14 protein-coding genes are annotated in these 15780 nt (G+C 58.5%); 10 read left to right on the top strand and 4 right to left on the bottom strand.

Annotation, left to right across the window (positions count from 1 at the left end):
* Position 1 precedes the first annotated feature (1 nt).
* Positions 2 to 694, bottom strand: coding sequence for an aspartate/glutamate racemase family protein (locus HUW52_RS15940; RefSeq protein WP_175554216.1), 693 nt, complete (start codon positions 692 to 694; stop codon positions 2 to 4).
* A 213-nt stretch (positions 695 to 907) separates the two neighbouring features.
* Here HUW52_RS15940 and HUW52_RS15945 point away from each other — a divergent pair, with 213 nt between their 5' ends.
* Positions 908 to 1399 carry a hypothetical protein gene (locus tag HUW52_RS15945; RefSeq protein WP_175554217.1) on the top strand — a complete coding sequence of 164 codons (492 nt, stop codon included), beginning with the start codon at positions 908 to 910 and terminating at the stop codon, positions 1397 to 1399.
* A 305-nt stretch (positions 1400 to 1704) separates the two neighbouring features.
* Here the strand turns inward: HUW52_RS15945 and HUW52_RS15950 are convergent, their stop codons facing one another.
* Together HUW52_RS15950 and ccoN are read right to left on the bottom strand one after the other, a co-directional pair.
* Complete coding sequence (locus HUW52_RS15950; RefSeq protein ID WP_175554218.1) at positions 1705 to 1923, bottom strand: cbb3-type cytochrome c oxidase subunit 3; 219 nt, start codon at positions 1921 to 1923, stop codon at positions 1705 to 1707.
* An 18-nt stretch (positions 1924 to 1941) separates the two neighbouring features.
* Positions 1942 to 3369, bottom strand: coding sequence for a cytochrome-c oxidase, cbb3-type subunit I (gene ccoN, locus HUW52_RS15955; RefSeq protein WP_122855164.1), 1428 nt, complete (start codon positions 3367 to 3369; stop codon positions 1942 to 1944).
* A 260-nt stretch (positions 3370 to 3629) separates the two neighbouring features.
* Between ccoN and HUW52_RS15960 the strand changes: the two genes are divergently transcribed.
* The 6 genes from HUW52_RS15960 to HUW52_RS15985 all read left to right on the top strand — a co-directional run bounded on the left by HUW52_RS15960 (position 3630) and on the right by HUW52_RS15985 (position 9827).
* On the top strand, positions 3630 to 5303 hold the full coding sequence (locus tag HUW52_RS15960) for a nitrite/sulfite reductase (RefSeq protein WP_175554219.1): 1674 nt from the start codon (positions 3630 to 3632) through the stop codon (positions 5301 to 5303).
* Positions 5300 to 5779, top strand: coding sequence for a DUF934 domain-containing protein (locus tag HUW52_RS15965; RefSeq protein ID WP_175554220.1), 480 nt, complete (start codon positions 5300 to 5302; stop codon positions 5777 to 5779). Before HUW52_RS15960 ends, HUW52_RS15965 begins: the two co-directional genes overlap by 4 nt.
* A 141-nt stretch (positions 5780 to 5920) precedes the next feature.
* Positions 5921 to 6895 (top strand): hypothetical protein, encoded by a 975-nt coding sequence (locus HUW52_RS15970; RefSeq protein ID WP_175554221.1) that lies wholly within the window; start codon positions 5921 to 5923, stop codon positions 6893 to 6895.
* Positions 6896 to 7506: 611 nt separating this feature from the next.
* Positions 7507 to 8184, top strand: a complete 678-nt coding sequence (locus tag HUW52_RS15975) for a DUF3313 domain-containing protein (protein ID WP_016987523.1) — start codon at positions 7507 to 7509, stop codon at positions 8182 to 8184.
* Positions 8185 to 8846: 662 nt separating this feature from the next.
* Complete coding sequence (locus tag HUW52_RS15980; protein WP_016987524.1) at positions 8847 to 9215, top strand: DUF6124 family protein; 369 nt, start codon at positions 8847 to 8849, stop codon at positions 9213 to 9215.
* A 135-nt stretch (positions 9216 to 9350) separates the two neighbouring features.
* A complete protein-coding gene (locus HUW52_RS15985; RefSeq protein WP_016987525.1) occupies positions 9351 to 9827 on the top strand; it encodes a hypothetical protein in 477 nt (158 codons plus the stop codon).
* 110 nt (positions 9828 to 9937) lie between these two features.
* Here the strand turns inward: HUW52_RS15985 and HUW52_RS15990 are convergent, their stop codons facing one another.
* Positions 9938 to 10363, bottom strand: coding sequence for a YciI family protein (locus tag HUW52_RS15990; RefSeq protein WP_116254697.1), 426 nt, complete (start codon positions 10361 to 10363; stop codon positions 9938 to 9940).
* Between the two features lie 335 nt (positions 10364 to 10698).
* On the opposite strand from HUW52_RS15990, the gene tpx reads away from it, so the two are divergent.
* The 3 genes from tpx to HUW52_RS16005 all read left to right on the top strand — a co-directional run bounded on the left by tpx (position 10699) and on the right by HUW52_RS16005 (position 15780).
* Entirely contained in the window at positions 10699 to 11199 is a 501-nt protein-coding gene (gene tpx, locus HUW52_RS15995; protein ID WP_016987527.1) for a thiol peroxidase, read from the top strand.
* A 175-nt stretch (positions 11200 to 11374) separates the two neighbouring features.
* On the top strand, positions 11375 to 12682 hold the full coding sequence (locus HUW52_RS16000) for an MdtA/MuxA family multidrug efflux RND transporter periplasmic adaptor subunit (RefSeq protein WP_175554222.1): 1308 nt from the start codon (positions 11375 to 11377) through the stop codon (positions 12680 to 12682).
* Positions 12679 to 15780, top strand: coding sequence for an MdtB/MuxB family multidrug efflux RND transporter permease subunit (locus HUW52_RS16005; RefSeq protein WP_175554223.1), 3102 nt, complete (start codon positions 12679 to 12681; stop codon positions 15778 to 15780). Before HUW52_RS16000 ends, HUW52_RS16005 begins: the two co-directional genes overlap by 4 nt.

A 15780-nucleotide genomic window follows, 5' to 3' on the forward strand; every position in this document is an offset into this window, starting at 1 on the left:
CTCAATCGCCCAGCGCGAACGCCACCGCCGACTGTGCATGCAGTTCGGTGGTGTCGAGCAGGGGCAGGGCGCTGTGTTCGGGTTTGATCAACATGCCGATTTCCGTGCAACCGAGAATGATCGCCTGTGCACCGCGTGCGGTCAGGGATTCAATGACTCGCTGATAGATTTGCCGCGAAGATTCGCTGATCACGCCGACACAGAGTTCGTCGTAGATGATCCGGTGCACATCCTTGCGCTCGGCTTCGTCCGGCACCAAAACCGTCAAACCCTGGGCAACCAAGCGTTGTTTGAGAAAGTCCTGTTCCATGGTGAACGCCGTGCCGAGCAGGCCAACCGTATGCGCATCAATCTCCAGAGCGGCCTGCGCGGCCGGCTCGGCAATATGCAGGAACGGAATGCTGATCGCTGCCTGAATCTGCTCGGCCACTTTGTGCATGGTGTTGGTACACAGCACCACGCATTCGGCGCCTCCCGCTTCCAGCCGGCGCGCAGCATCGACCAGAATCGCCGCCGCATCGTCCCAGCGCCCGGCGTGCTGGGCCTGTTCGACAGGGCCGAAGTCGACGCTGTACATCAGCATTTGCGCTGAGCGCAGCGGGCCGAGACGATTACGGACTTGCTGATTGATGAGTCGATAATATTCGGCGCTGGATTCCCAGCTCATGCCGCCGATCAGGCCGATGGTGCGCATTGGATGTCCTCAGGCATATGACAGTGTCGAACGTTCGGGTCTGCGGGGAGTTTCCTTTTGTTCACGGTCCGATGCCAGCAAACAAATGACTGTACCGCTGATGTTTCACCCAAGTGTCATGGTGCTTCATCGGACTTGGTGCAGGTTAAACGTACGCAGCGGCTGGTATCTGCCACTATCGAGTATTGCAGGTCCTTTCCGAGGTACACCGCTATGGACGACGTACAACAATTGGGCGAGATGCTTCGTCATTACGCCGAGAGCGAAGCGCACAAGAAGCAACTGTTCGAAACACAGTCAGCGGTCTGGGCCACGCGGATTACCGCGCTGTTCGGCGATATTCAGCAATGGCTGGAACCGGTGCAGGCGCCGAATCTGCTGGAGGTGAATCGCGAGGCGTACGTCGCGTTCGGGCCGAGCACACCGGTGGAAACTTCGACCTTCAAGACGGAAAAACTGAGCATTGTGATTGCCGGCAAACCGGTGGAGTTCGTGCCGGATGTGATGGGCAGCGCGGGACAGATTTCGCTTGCGGTGATGGGGTTGACGGCGGCGCGTTATGGCAGCATTTCGTTGGTGGGACTGGCGAATGGCGAGTGGCAGTGGCGCAAGACCAATGGTTTGAAGGATCCGGATACGTTTGTGTTTGATGCAAATTTTCTGGCGCAGCAGTTGCAGAGCCTGATTCCTCGCGATCGCGCTTAAGATCAAGAGCTTACCCCCTCACCCCAGCCCTCTCCCCCAGGGGGGGCGAGGGGGAAAGGGAGCCGATCTTCATTGTTTTTGAGATTGCATTCACCTTGGATATTTCAGGTCGACGTAACCCGAACAAACCACTCGGTCAGTTCCCTCTCCCTCCGCGGACGAGGGGGAAAGGGAGCAGACCGAGTGCTGTTCAAAACCTGAGTTCGACTCGATATTTCAGGTCGGCGTAACTCGAACAAACCACTCGGTCAGTTCCCTCTCCCTCTGGGAGAGGGCTAGGGTGAGGGCAGCCCACCTGACACCCCTCACATATCGAGATTGACCCACCCCGGCTTCGCTATTTCCGGCGCCACCGCTTTCACAGTCTTGCCGGTGGCCAGCTCCACCCGCCGCGCCACCTCCGGGTCATCGGCAAACGGCACCATGCTCGCTTCATCCAGACTGTCCGCCGTCTCCCGCCGCAAGCAGTACTCCACCGCCAGCCACAGAAACACCACGCCCAACACATTGAAAAAAATATCCATCACATTCGGCTCCCTGCCTCAGGCGATCTGCGCTTCACGGTGGGCCAGCGCCACGTCCGCAACGCGCACCGTACGCCAGACGTTATAGGCCATCAGCAACATGCCGGTAAGGAAAAACACCCCGCCAGCAAAGCGCACGATGAACCCGGGATGACTGGCCTGCAGCGCCTCGACAAACGAGTAAGTCAGCGTGCCGTCCTCGTTGATCGCCCGCCACATCAGGCCCTGGGTGATGCCGTTGACCCACATCGAAGCGATGTACAACACCGTGCCAATGGTCGCCAGCCAGAAGTGCAGGTTGATCAGCGGCGTGCTGTACATCTGCTCGCGGCCAAACACTTTGGGCACCATGTGATAAGTCGCACCGAAGGTGATCATCGCCACCCAGCCCAACGCCCCGGCGTGGACGTGGCCGATGGTCCAGTCGGTGTAGTGGGAGAGGGCGTTGACGGTTTTGATCGCCATCATCGGCCCTTCGAACGTCGACATGCCGTAGAACGCCAGCGACAGCACGAGGAAGCGCAGGATCGGATCGGTGCGCAACTTATGCCAGGCGCCGGACAAGGTCATCATGCCGTTGATCATCCCGCCCCAGCTCGGCGCGAGCAGGATCAGTGACATGGCCATGCCCAGTGACTGCGCCCAGTCCGGCAGCGCGGTGTAGTGCAAATGGTGCGGGCCGGCCCAGATGTACAGGGTGATCAGCGCCCAGAAATGCACGATCGACAAGCGATACGAATACACCGGCCGATTGACCTGTTTCGGCACGAAGTAATACATCATGCCGAGGAACCCGGTAGTCAGGAAGAAGCCCACCGCGTTGTGGCCGTACCACCACTGCACCATCGCATCAGTGGCGCCGGAGTACACCGGATAGGATTTGAACCAATCCACCGGAATCGACAGGTGATTGACCACATGGAGCATAGCGATCACCAGAATGAACGCGCCGAAAAACCAGTTGCCGACGTAGATATGCTTGGTCTTGCGCTGCACCACGGTGGTGAAGAACACCACGGCGTAGGCGACCCAGACGACGGCCATCCACACCGCGCCGGAGAATTCGATCTCGGCGTATTCCTTGGTGGTGGTGTAGCCCATCGGCAGGGTGATCAGCATGATCACGATCACCGATTGCCAGCCCCAGAAGGTGAACGCGGCGAGTGTGTCTGAATACAGCCGCACCTGGCAGGTCCGCTGCACCGCGTAATAACTGGCGGCAAATTGCGCGCTGCCGGCGAAACCGAAAATCACCAGGCTGGTGTGCAGCGGGCGCAAGCGGCCGAAGGTGGTCCATGGCAGGTCCAGGTTCATCTCTGGCCAGACCAGTTGCGAGGCGATCAACACGCCCATCGCCATGCCCACCACCCCCCAGAAAATTGTCGCAATAACGAATTGGCGGACGACCTTGTAGTTGTAAGCCTGTCCGATTGTTGCTGTGCTCATGGTCAGTTCATCCACGGTTGCAAAGTCTTGCCAGGCCACCCGGTCTGGCATGAGCTGCACTGTAGAAACCTCGCCAGAAACAAAACAGGCTCAGGAATCTTTGATTTGTACGGATCAGATTGAAGGGCTGGCTGCGGCGTTCTGCCGCGCCCTGATATGGTTTTTATCGCCTCAGGTGAATCTGTAACGTGCTGCGCTGTTCGGCCATAGTCTGGGAAAATCCACAGTTTTGATCTGTGATCAATTTTGGTGAGGTGTGCATGTATCAATACGATGATTACGACCGGGCGCTGGTGTTCGAGCGCGTTGCGCAGTTTCGCGATCAGGTCGAGCGCTTCATGGCCGGGGAATTGAGCGAAGAGGAGTTCCTGCCGCTGCGCCTGCAAAACGGCCTGTACATGCAAAAACATGCGTACATGCTGCGGGTGGCGATTCCCTACGGCACGTTGAGCGCCGAGCAGATGCGCACCTTGGCGAGCATCGCCAGCGACTACGATCGCGGTTACGGCCACTTCACCACGCGGCAGAACATGCAGTTCAACTGGATCGAACTGGCCGAGGTGCCGGACATCCTCGAACGCCTGGCGCAGGTCAACATGCACGCGATCCAGACCTCCGGCAACTGCGTGCGCAACATCACCACCGAGGCGTTCTCCGGGGTCGCAGCAGACGAAATGATCGACCCGCGCCCGTTGGCCGAAATCCTGCGGCAGTGGTCGACGATCAACCCGGAATTCCTCTTTCTGCCGCGCAAATTCAAGATCGCCATCTGTTCAGCCAAGCAGGATCGCGCGGCGATCATGATGCACGACATCGGCCTGTATCTTTACCCCGGTCGTGACGGGCAGATGCTCCTGCGAGTGATCGTCGGCGGTGGCCTGGGGCGCACGCCGATCCTCGGTTTGCAGATCCGCGAAGGTTTGCCGTGGCAGCATTTGCTGTCCTACGTCGAAGCGGTTTTGCGCGTCTACAACCGTCATGGCCGGCGTGACAACAAGTACAAAGCGCGGATCAAGATTCTGGTCAAGGCATTGGGCATCGAGGCGTTTGCCAAGGAAGTCGAAGAGGAATGGCAACACCTCAAGGACGGCCCGGCGCAGTTGACCGAGGCCGAGTACCAGCGGGTCGCCAGCGCCTTCGTGCCGCCGGTTTACCACACCCTGGCCGACACCGATCTGGACTTCGGCACGCGCCTGGCGGAAAGCCCGGCGTTTGCCCGTTGGGTCGCGCGCAACGTGCAGCCGCACAAAGTGCCGGGCTACACCAGTGTGGTGCTGTCGACCAAACCGGGCATGGCCTCACCGCCGGGAGATGTCACCGCTGTGCAGATGCTGGCGGTGGCCGACTGGTCGCAGCGTTTCGGTTTTGGCGAGATTCGTATTGCCCATGAGCAGAACATCGTTCTGCCCGATGTACCGAAAACCGACCTCTACGCGTTGTGGCAACTGGCGTGCAAACACGATCTGGGCAGCGCCAACGTCGGCCTGCTGACAGACATCATTGCCTGCCCGGGCGGCGATTTCTGTGCACTGGCCAACGCCAAATCGATCCCGATCGCCCAGGCGATTCAGGCACGTTTCGATAACCTTGATTACCTGCACGATCTGGGTGATATCAGCCTGAATATTTCTGGCTGCATGAACGCCTGCGGCCACCACCACATCGGCAATATCGGCATCCTCGGTGTCGATAAAAATGGCAGCGAGTGGTACCAGATCACCCTCGGCGGTGCCCAGGGCAAAAACAGCGCATTGGGTAAAGTCATCGGCCCGTCGTTCAGCGCCGCCGAGGTGCCGCAGGTGATCGAGCGGATCATCGGCACCTTCGTGCGCTATCGCGAGCACGAGGAATTGTTTGTCGATACCGTGGCACGGATCGGCCTGGAGCCGTTCAAGGAACGGGTCTATCCGAAGACGCTGGAGGTTTCGGCATGAACAATCTGTTGCGGCTGGAGCACGGTGAAGCGCGGATTGTGACGGACGATCCGTGGACGCTGGTGCGTGAGCCATCGACGCCAAGGCCGGACGGATTGCTGATGTTGCCGCTGATGCATTGGCTTGAATCGCCGTCGACCCACGCGGTGTGGCTCGGCCCGGATGATGAGGTCGAGAGCCTGGTGCCATGGCTGGGGTCGTTGCCGCTGATCGCGCTGGATTTCCCGAGTTTTCGCGATGGTCGGGCGTACAGTCAGGCGTATCTGCTGCGCAGCCGGTTCGGTTGGGCAGGGGAGTTGCGCGCGATTGGCGATGTGTTGCGCGATCAGCTCAGCCACATGCGCCAGTGCGGGTTTGACAGTTTCGCGGTGCGGGAGGACAAATCGGCTGAGGATGCACTCAAGGGACTCGCCGGCATGAGCGTGCTCTACGGCCGCTCAGTCATCGAACCGCGCCCGCTTTTTCGTCGGCGCTAACCCTTTGCCTGGGCAGGGGAAACCCCTAGAAACCTGATGAATCGGGCATTTTCCCTTGGGTCGATGCTGGCCTTTTGGTAGAGTCGCCGTCGCCAGCGGGTTTTCGGCTGGACGATGGAACCGAAGAAGGGAGTCTGATCAGTGAGTCCGGGCAAAAAAATCCTCGGCCTCACAGCGTTGCTGTTAATGGTGACGCTGTGGGCCAGTTACTTTTACGTATTCAAGGAAAACCGCGACGGCCAGCTCGGCGGCGTCGGCGAAAGCACCGCGTGGTGCGGCACGCCACCGACTACGGAAGCAGCGCTGCTGGGCAAGGATCAGTTGACCTTGCGCGTCACCAACAACCTGCGCGGCGAGTTCATGCTCAGCGGTTCCCTGGTGGTCTCTGAACGTACTTTCAACCGCTATGACCTCGCTCGCAACGAACTGCGCTTGCGTCTGGAACCGTTGCAGTGGTCCTACGGCGTCACGCCGATCTTCCTTGAGCAGGTCAAGGTGCAACCGCTGAGCCGCAACCTGTCGGCCACCAACAAAAGTGCCTACGCCGAACTTGAACCGCGCCCGATCGGCGTGCAGGGCCAGGTCACCGAATTCCCTTTTGACACCTATCGCTACGGCTACAAACCGGTGCTCTATTACCTCAAGGGCAGCGAGCGCATCGACCTGCGTTTCAAGAACATCACCACGTTGATGGAGATGTCCAACACCTTCACACCGATCCAGAAGTACAACCGCGTCGATTACATCAACGAGAAAACCTCGATGATTCGTGACGAGGATTACAAGGCTTATGGGCCGCACGAATGTGCGTTCAGTGTCGAGCGCAAGGGTTCGTTCAAGGCTGTCGTGCTGTTGCTGCTGTTGGTGTTGTGCCTGCCATTGCTGCTGGTGTTTTACCGTAATGAGCCGGGGATCGACTTCCTCGCCACGCTGTTGGGCGCGGCGATCGTGCGGGTGCTGCTGATCGGGCCGGTGCAGGATTTCCAGCTGTACAACATCGACTTCCTGTTGGGGGCGGCGATTTTGCTGGTGGGCACGGTGTCGTTGATCAAGGCGATGCACATCAACAGCCGGCGGGAGATGGCTTTGCGTAGTGGTGAGACTTCATCCTGGTAAACGGGTGAATCCTTAAAAGCCCCTCACCCTAACCCTCTCCCGGAGGGAGAGGGGACTGACCGAGGTGTCTGGCGTCCTGCACCGACGTGAAAGACCGAGCCGATTATGGATTCAAAGCGAATCGGTCACGTCGGTGTATCTGTTGAATCTCCCCCAATCGGTCCCTCTACCTCTGGCATAGGGGACTGACCGGGGTGTCTGTCGTCCTGCACCGACGTGACAGACCGAGTCGATTATGGATTCAAAGCCAATCGCTCACGTCGGTGTATCTCTTGAATATCCCCCATTCGGTCCCCTCTACCTCTGGGAGAGGGCTAGGGTGAGGGAAGACAATCTCCAGCCAATCACTTGGTTCATCTGCTTCCAGCCCTGCAAAAGCACTTGCGGGCGTTCCGGCTCAACTTGCTCCAGTGCAGCCGACTCTTGAAGTTCACGCATTGCCAAGTGCTCAATGCAGCGTTGCCGGATGCTCGACGTCTTTCAAATGACGCATGTGATCCACCGCGCAGCCTTGCGTGAATCTTGTGCTTTGCAATCGCAATTACTGAGGTTTTAGCTATACCTGTAATTCCCCCGGACAAAGTTTTCGGCCTTCTGACAGGAGTTACAGCATGAAGCTAGCAGTGATGATGGGCACTCTGTGCATTGCCACCGTCGCAATGGTGGGTTGTTCCAGCAAAACCGTCGACCCGAAAGAGTACTCAGGCTTCCTCAAGGACTACAGTCAGCTCAAGGAGGCCAAATCGCCGTCCGGTGCCGAGGTGATGCGCTGGATCGATCCAAAGGTCGACATCAAGAAATTCACCAGTGTGTACATCGAACCGACTCAGCTCTACCCGAAACCGCAACCGACCGCGAAGATCTCCCAGCAGACCCTCAATGGCATCACCTCCTACTACGATCAGGCGCTCAAACGTGAGATCGGTAAAGACTTGCCGCTGGCCACCGGCCCGGGCCCAGGCGTGATTGTGGTGCGTGCGGCGATCACCGCCGTGAGCAGCAAGACCGAAGGCCTGCACGCGTATGAAGTGATTCCGATCGCTCTGGTCGCCGCAGCGGTCAGCACCGCCAGCGGTATCCGCGATCAGGAAACCACTCTGGCCACCGAAGCGGTGTTCCTCGATGGTGCGAATAACAAGGTCGTCGCGCAAGTGGTGCGCAAAGGCACCGGCAAGCCGTTGGAAAATGACACTCAGGCGATGACGGCGAATGACGTCAAACCGGTGATCGATGGCTGGGCATCGGACTTGCGTCAGTCGTATCTCAAGTTGAAGTCAGGGTCCAAATAATTCAGCGCAGTTGATGGCCCCATCGCGGGCAAGCCTGCTCCCACAGGGTTCGGCGTTGTGAATACGATTTTTGATTCACATCGTTCCCTGTGGGGAGCGGGCTTGCCCGCGATGGCATTTGCTCAGGCGCTACATCATTGCCCGGTAAACCAGCGAAAGTAAGGATTCCCTCCATCCCAACGCGGCACGGTAGTTGACCCAAGCGGCCGAGCCAATGCCGACGTCCTGCAAGGTGCTGCGCACAATGTCCTTCTGGAAGCGCTCGGTGATTTTCGATCGTCCGATCGCGGTTCGAGCCTTCGGCAGCTCTTACATATGCGTATTTCAATTCGGGATGTTTAAACGTTGTTTGGATTTTGCGGAACGTTCCCACAAGGTTTTCAGGTTGTCCGTCGGACGTCGGGTCTCTAGCCTGTGTTCGTCGCTGCCAAATCAGCGACCGGGACTGGAAACCCCGGGGGAAAACTGAACGCAACAGCACCGTTCATGACGTATGCTTGCGCACCTTTTTTGGTGCGTACTTAGTTATGGCGGCTGTGCGTGGGGGACCTTCGGGTCGTCCGGGTTTCTCTGTCCCCCGGGTTTCCAGCCTGCGTACAGCTGCCACCCATTCGACCGGAAGCCGAATGGACCAGCTCCACCGTTCGGATAGAGAAAACACCATGAAAAAACCAACACCCAATCCCCCAGAATCAGACGCCGACAGCACATCCCCCTACGCCTCAGTCGACAGCAAAAAACTCCACGAAGCCGCCGACCGCGCCCTCGATTACTACCTCAACCCCACCGCCCACATCATGTCCAGCGCCAACGAGCCGGAACCCATGTACCTCGCCAATCCCAGGTACAACACCGAATCTCTTCTAGCCAACGCCAGCGAAACCCTCGGCTCGGCCAGCGAGATGCTGATCAACTTCGCCGCCTCGCTGGAAACCTCCCAGCGCAAGACTGCACTGGGGATCGCACAGGTCGTCATGTTGGGGGAACTGGCGGTGAATCAAGCCTTGGATCACGTCGAACTCAAGAACTGATCTATTGAATGATCATTCCCACGCTCTGCGTGGGAATGCGGCCCTTGACGCTCTGCGTCAAATTCGCAAGCTGGAACGCGGAGCGTCCCTTGAATCACGGTCGGGCATAACCCTGACAATTGCAGGAGCAAAAGTTTGATAAGGAAGATGGTTACAAACAGGCGAATTAGCCTATGGCTGGTGGCAGTTTTATCCGTCAATGCGGTTTTTTGGGCTTTTCTGATTTTTGGTGATATCGGGAAAGGGCACGACAGGAAAATGATCAAAACCAAAGAGCCGTTGCTGATTGAAGGGCCAAATGGCGACGAGAACTACTATGTCCTGCCTTTGGGTACCACGCTTTATCACGATAAAAGCTTTCCTGAAGGGCATGACCGTTATGTGGTGTATCTCAACCATAAAGGCGCAATTGCACACGAAGAAGTAACCATGAGGCCTGAGTATGGCGGCTCATTGATCGATCCCCTCTGGCTGGCCAATGTTAATGAGGAAACCTTGAAAGAAATTTTCAAACGTTTTCCGCTTTCCAGAACAGATATCGCCGCTGCGATCAAGGCCAATGAAATAACCAAGGATGATCTGGCTGACATCATCCGCTCTATGCCCGACTGATCGACTCTTACCTGTCGAGTGAAACGACGCTGCGATCTTTTGATCTTGTGTTTTAAGAACAGAATCAAAAGATCGCGGCCTTCGGCAGCTCCTACATGGGGATATCCGGTTCAGCTGTTTTTCTTGGCTTGTTCGCGAACGCGTTCTTCTTGTTCCCGCGCTTCGGGGGTGAACTCGGCGCCGAAGTCTTCGGCAGAAAATATCTGGCGGATTTCAATATCAGAATCGCCTGACATTGGATTAGGGCAGCGCTTGACCCATTCGATGGCTTCTTCTTTCGATTTCACTTCCCAGATCCAGTAACCCGCCACCAGTTCTTTGGTCTCGATGAATGGCCCGTCGATGACCGTGCGTTTGTCGCCGGAGAAATGCACGCGAGCGCCTTTGCTGCTCGGGTGCAGGCCGTCGCAATCGATCAGGATACCGGCCTTGACCAGTTCTTCGTTGAAGTTGCCCATGGCGGTGATCAGCTCTTCGCTGGGCATGATGCCGGCTTCCGAATCGGCGCTGGCTTTGACAAGGATCATGAATCGCATGGCAGTTACTCCGTGGATTGTGGGGATTCGTTGTTTAGTCGAACGAGCCAGCGGTTAATCGACAATGTCTCTGAATAAAAGACCAGTAACGCCTCAAATCCAATTGTAGGAGTGAGCCTGCTCGCGATGGCGGTGTGTCATGTACGCAGATGTTGACTGACACAACGCCATCGCGAGCAGGCTCACTCCTACAAGGGAACGGCGATGGTTTTGTATACAATTTTTCAGGCGGGCACCCAACAATTTCCAAACAGGGCATAGGTCGTCGGACAATTTCGTGGTTAACTTCGGCCTCTTGCATGCTTTCCAATCAAAACATCAGAAGGACTCAAGTCATGGCTCAAGTCACCCTTAAAGGCAATCCGGTTCAAGTCAACGGCCAGTTGCCACAAGCCGGTTCCAAGGCGCCAGCCTTTTCTCTGGTTGCCGGCAATCTGTCCGACGTCACCCTGAAAGACTTTGCCGGCAAGCGCAAAGTGCTGAACATCTTCCCAAGCGTCGACACCCCGACCTGCGCCACTTCCGTGCGCAAGTTCAACGCTCAGGCCAACGAAGTAGCAAACACCGTAGTGCTGTGCATCTCGGCTGACCTGCCGTTCGCCCAAGCGCGTTTCTGCGGCGCCGAAGGCCTGGAAAACGTACAGAACCTGTCGACCCTGCGCGGTGCCGAGTTCATCGAGAACTACGGCGTGGCCATCGCTGACGGCCCGCTGAAAGGCCTGACCGCTCGCGCAGTCGTGGTTCTGGACGAAAACGACAACGTCCTGCACAGCGAACTGGTCAAGGAAATCGCTGAAGAGCCTAACTACGAAGCGGCACTGTCCGTTCTCAAGTAAGCGCTTTTACAATTGTTAACGGCCTGGCCCTGTCCAGGCCGTTTTCATTTGTGTATCAGTGTTTTGCCTCACACCTTGAAACGTAAGTTGAAGGTAAATTGCCGGTAAAGCTGCTTTGCTAATTCCCCATCAGTGCTTATCGTTCAGCCTCCCGTAAAAGAAGCCCACGCGCCCAATGGTTAATCACTCCATGCAATCGTCCCCTCGTAACTCCCGTCGCTGGCTGATCAGCCTGCTTGTCCTGTTGGTGATCGCTGTCCTGTGCTGGAAATTCTGGCCCGCCGGTTCAGCCCACAAAGAGGGCACTGACAAGGCTGCGGCCGGGCACACCGGGCGTTCGGGGATGATGCGGCCGGGCTTCGGTGGCGGTACGGGGCCTATTCCGGTGCGCGTGGCGCCGGCGGTTACTGGCGATTTCCCGCTGTACTACAAGGCGCTGGGCACCGTGACTGCGCTCAACACCATCAATGTGCGCAGCCGGGTGGGCGGCGAGCTGGTCAAGATCAATTTCGAAGAAGGGCAGATGGTCAAGGCCGGCGACCTGTTAGCGGAGATTGATCCACGTCCGTACCAGAACGCCTTGCTGCAAGCCGAAGGCACCTTGCTGCAGAATCAGGCGCAACTGAAAAACGCTCAGGTCGACGTCGAGCGTTATCGCGGTTTGTACAAAGAGGACAGCATCGCCAAACAGACCCTGGATACCGCCGAAGCGCTGGTCGGCCAGTATCTGGGCACGGTCAAGACCAATCAGGCCGCGGTCAACGATGCCAAGCTCAATCTCGAATTCACCAAGATCCGCGCGCCGATTGCCGGCCGCGTCGGTCTGCGTCAAGTTGACGTCGGCAACCTGGTGACCGCCAACGACACCACGTTCCTCGCGGTGATCACCCAGACGCAACCGATCAGCGTCGCTTTCACCTTGCCGGAAAACAGCCTCGAAACCGTGCTCGCCCGCTATCGCAGCGGCGCCAAGCTGCCGGCCGAGGCGTGGGACCGCGGCGACACCAAACTGCAAGCCACCGGCGTGCTGCAAAGCCTCGACAACCAGATCGACGTCGCCACCGGCACCCTGAAGTTCAAGGCCCGTTACGAAAACCGCGATCAGGCACTGTTCCCTAATCAGTTCGTCAACGTTCACTTGCTGGCTGACACGCTGAAAGGCGTGGTACTGGCGCCGTCGGCGGCCATCCAGTTTGGCACCAACGGCACCTTCGTTTATGCGCTGGACGGCGACAAGAAGGTCACCATTCGCCAACTGAAGATCGGCGCCAGTGATGGCGAAAATACCGTGGTCACCGAAGGCCTGGCTGCAGGCGACCGCGTGGTGCTGGAAGGTACTGACCGTCTGAAGGAGGGCAGTGAAGTGGAAGTGGTCAACGACAGCAACCAAGTACCGACCACCCCGACCGAACACCTGCAAGGCAAATCTGCCGCTACCCCGACCGACGCTGCTGTCACCGACAAGGCCAAGAAGGGCGCATGAACATTTCGCGGCTGTTCATCCTCCGACCGGTAGCCACCACCCTGAGCATGCTGGCCATTGTTCTGGCCGGCCTGATCGCTTACCGCCTGCTGCCGGTGTCGGCGCTGCCGCAGGTCGACTACCCGACCATCCGCGTCATGACCCTGTATCCCGGCGCCAGCCCGGACGTGATGACCAGTGCCGTGACCGCGCCGCTCGAGCGCCAGTTCGGGCAGATGCCGGGCCTCACGCAAATGGCCTCGACCAGCTCCGGCGGCGCGTCGGTGCTGACCCTGCGTTTCAGCCTCGACATCAACATGGACGTCGCCGAACAACAGGTGCAAGCCGCGATCAACGCTGCGACCAATCTGCTGCCAACCGATTTACCGGCGCCACCGGTGTACAACAAGGTCAACCCGGCGGACACCCCGGTGCTGACCCTGGCGATCACCTCAAAAACCATGTTGCTGCCCAAACTCAATGACCTGGTCGATACGCGCATGGCGCAGAAAATCGCCCAGATCAGCGGCGTCGGCATGGTCAGCATTGCCGGCGGTCAGCGTCAGGCGGTGCGTATCAAGGTCAACCCGGAAGCGCTGGCGGCCAACAGCCTGAACCTGTCGGACGTGCGCACCTTGATCGGCGCTTCCAACGTCAACCAGCCGAAAGGCAACTTCGACGGCCCGACCCGGGTGTCGATGCTCGACGCCAACGATCAGCTGACCTCGCCCGAGGACTACGCCAACCTGATCCTCGCCTACAAGAACGGCGCGCCATTGCGGCTCAAGGACGTTGCGGAAATCGTCGACGGCGCCGAGAACGAACGTCTCGCAGCGTGGGCCAACCAGAATCAGGCCGTGTTGCTGAACATTCAGCGTCAGCCGGGTGCCAACGTGATTGAGGTGGTCGACCGCATCAAGGCGCTGCTGCCGAGCATCACCGACAACCTGCCGGCCGGCCTCGATGTCACCGTACTGACCGACCGCACGCAGACCATTCGCGCCTCGGTCACCGACGTACAACACGAATTGCTGATCGCCATCGCGCTGGTGGTGATGGTGACGTTCCTGTTCCTGCGCCGCGCCAGTGCCACGATCATTCCATCGGTGGCCGTGCCGCTGTCGCTGATCGGCACTTTCGGCGTGATGTACCTGGCCGGGTTCTCGGTGAACAACCTGACCCTGATGGCCCTGACCATTGCCACCGGTTTCGTGGTCGACGATGCGATCGTCATGCTGGAGAACATTTCGCGCTTCATTGAAGAAGGCGACAGCCCGATGCAGGCCGCGCTCAAAGGCGCCAAGCAGATCGGTTTCACCCTGATTTCCCTGACCCTTTCGCTGATTGCGGTACTGATTCCGCTGTTGTTCATGGCTGATGTGGTCGGGCGGCTGTTCCGCGAGTTTGCTATCACGCTGGCGGTGGCCATCCTGATTTCGCTGGTGGTCTCGCTGACTCTGACGCCGATGATGTGCGCGCGTCTGCTCAAGCGTGAGCCGGAAGAACACGAGCAAGGCCGTTTTTACCGCGCCAGTGGTGCGGTGATTGACTGGATGATTGCCGAGTATGGTCGGATGCTGCGCTGGGTACTCAAGCACCAGCCACTGACCTTGTTGGTGGCCATCGCTACGCTGGCGTTGACCGTGTTCCTCTATATGGTCGTGCCAAAGGGCTTCTTCCCGGTGCAGGACACTGGTGTGATTCAGGGCATTTCCGAAGCACCACAGTCGATTTCCTTTGCGGCCATGGGCGAGCGTCAACAGGAACTGGCGAAAATCATCCTTGAAGATCCGGCGGTGCAGAGCCTGTCGTCCTACATCGGCGTCGACGGCGATAACGCCACGCTCAACAGCGGACGCTTGCTGATCAACCTAAAACCTCACGGCGATCGCGATCTGAGCGCCACTGAAGTGATTGCGCGTCTGCAACCGCAGCTGGACAAACTGGTCGGCATTCGCCTGTTCATGCAACCGGTGCAGGACCTGACCATCGAAGACCGTGTCAGCCGTACTCAGTATCAGTTCAGCATGTCTTCGCCGGACTCCGAACTGCTCAGCCAGTGGAGCGGCCGTCTGGTCGAAGCGCTGGCGCAGCGTCCGGAACTGACCGACGTTGCCAGTGATTTGCAGGACAAGGGCTTGCAGGTCTATCTGGTGATCGACCGCGATGCCGCGTCACGCCTTGGCGTCTCGGTGGCGAATATCACTGATGCGCTTTACGACGCCTTCGGTCAGCGGCAGATCTCGACCATTTACACCCAGGCCAGTCAGTACCGCGTGGTGCTGCAGGCTCAGGCCGGGGAGAAGATCGGCCCGCAGGCGCTGGACCAGATTCACGTCAAGACCACTGATGACGCGCAGGTACGCCTGTCGAGTCTGGCCCATGTGGAAGAGCGTCAGGCGCAACTGGCAATCACCCATATCGGCCAGTTCCCGGCAGTGATGATGTCGTTCAACCTCGCACCCGGAGTGGCGTTGGGGCATGCGGTCGACATTATTGAGCAGGTACAGAAAGACATCGGCATGCCCGTCGGCGTGCAGACCCAGTTCCAGGGTGCGGCGGAAGCCTTCCAGGCCTCGTTGTCGAGCACCTTGCTGCTGATTCTGGCGGCGGTGGTGACCATGTACATCGTGCTCGGCGTGCTCTACGAGAGCTACATTCACCCGATCACCATTCTCTCGACCTTGCCGTCGGCGGCAGTCGGCGCCTTGCTGGCGCTGCTGCTCAGCGGCAATGACCTGGGCATGATCGCGATCATCGGCATCATCCTGCTGATCGGCATCGTGAAAAAGAACGCGATCATGATGATCGACTTCGCCCTCGATGCCGAGCGCACCCAAGGCATGGCGCCGGAACAGGCGATCTATCAGGCGGCGCTGCTGCGCTTCCGACCGATTCTGATGACCACGCTGGCGGCACTGTTTGGTGCGGTACCGCTGATGCTGGCCACCGGTTCCGGGGCTGAATTGCGTCAGCCGTTGGGTCTGGTGATGGTTGGCGGTCTGCTGGTGAGTCAGGTGCTGACGCTGTTCACCACGCCAGTGATCTACCTGTATTTCGACCGCCTCGGACGGCGCTTTGGCAAGACCAATGCGGATGCTGAAGAGGTCTCGGTATGA

The organism is Pseudomonas sp. 43A, assembly GCF_013363935.1.
Lineage (GTDB): Bacteria > Pseudomonadota > Gammaproteobacteria > Pseudomonadales > Pseudomonadaceae > Aquipseudomonas > Aquipseudomonas crudilactis.

What these genes read in the sequence shown, in the direction of transcription:
- HUW52_RS15940 (WP_175554216.1), bottom strand. Translation starts at nt 694, where the DNA reads ATGCGCACCATCGGCCTGATCGGCGGCATGAGCTGGGAATCCAGCGCC.
- HUW52_RS15945 (WP_175554217.1), top strand. Translation starts at nt 908, where the DNA reads ATGGACGACGTACAACAATTGGGCGAGATGCTTCGTCATTACGCCGAG.
- HUW52_RS15950 (WP_175554218.1), bottom strand. Translation starts at nt 1,923, where the DNA reads ATGGATATTTTTTTCAATGTGTTGGGCGTGGTGTTTCTGTGGCTGGCG.
- ccoN (WP_122855164.1), bottom strand. Translation starts at nt 3,369, where the DNA reads ATGAGCACAGCAACAATCGGACAGGCTTACAACTACAAGGTCGTCCGC.
- HUW52_RS15960 (WP_175554219.1), top strand. Translation starts at nt 3,630, where the DNA reads ATGTATCAATACGATGATTACGACCGGGCGCTGGTGTTCGAGCGCGTT.
- HUW52_RS15965 (WP_175554220.1), top strand. Translation starts at nt 5,300, where the DNA reads ATGAACAATCTGTTGCGGCTGGAGCACGGTGAAGCGCGGATTGTGACG.
- HUW52_RS15975 (WP_016987523.1), top strand. Translation starts at nt 7,507, where the DNA reads ATGAAGCTAGCAGTGATGATGGGCACTCTGTGCATTGCCACCGTCGCA.
- HUW52_RS15980 (WP_016987524.1), top strand. Translation starts at nt 8,847, where the DNA reads ATGAAAAAACCAACACCCAATCCCCCAGAATCAGACGCCGACAGCACA.
- HUW52_RS15990 (WP_116254697.1), bottom strand. Translation starts at nt 10,363, where the DNA reads ATGCGATTCATGATCCTTGTCAAAGCCAGCGCCGATTCGGAAGCCGGC.
- tpx (WP_016987527.1), top strand. Translation starts at nt 10,699, where the DNA reads ATGGCTCAAGTCACCCTTAAAGGCAATCCGGTTCAAGTCAACGGCCAG.
- HUW52_RS16000 (WP_175554222.1), top strand. Translation starts at nt 11,375, where the DNA reads ATGGTTAATCACTCCATGCAATCGTCCCCTCGTAACTCCCGTCGCTGG.
- HUW52_RS16005 (WP_175554223.1), top strand. Translation starts at nt 12,679, where the DNA reads ATGAACATTTCGCGGCTGTTCATCCTCCGACCGGTAGCCACCACCCTG.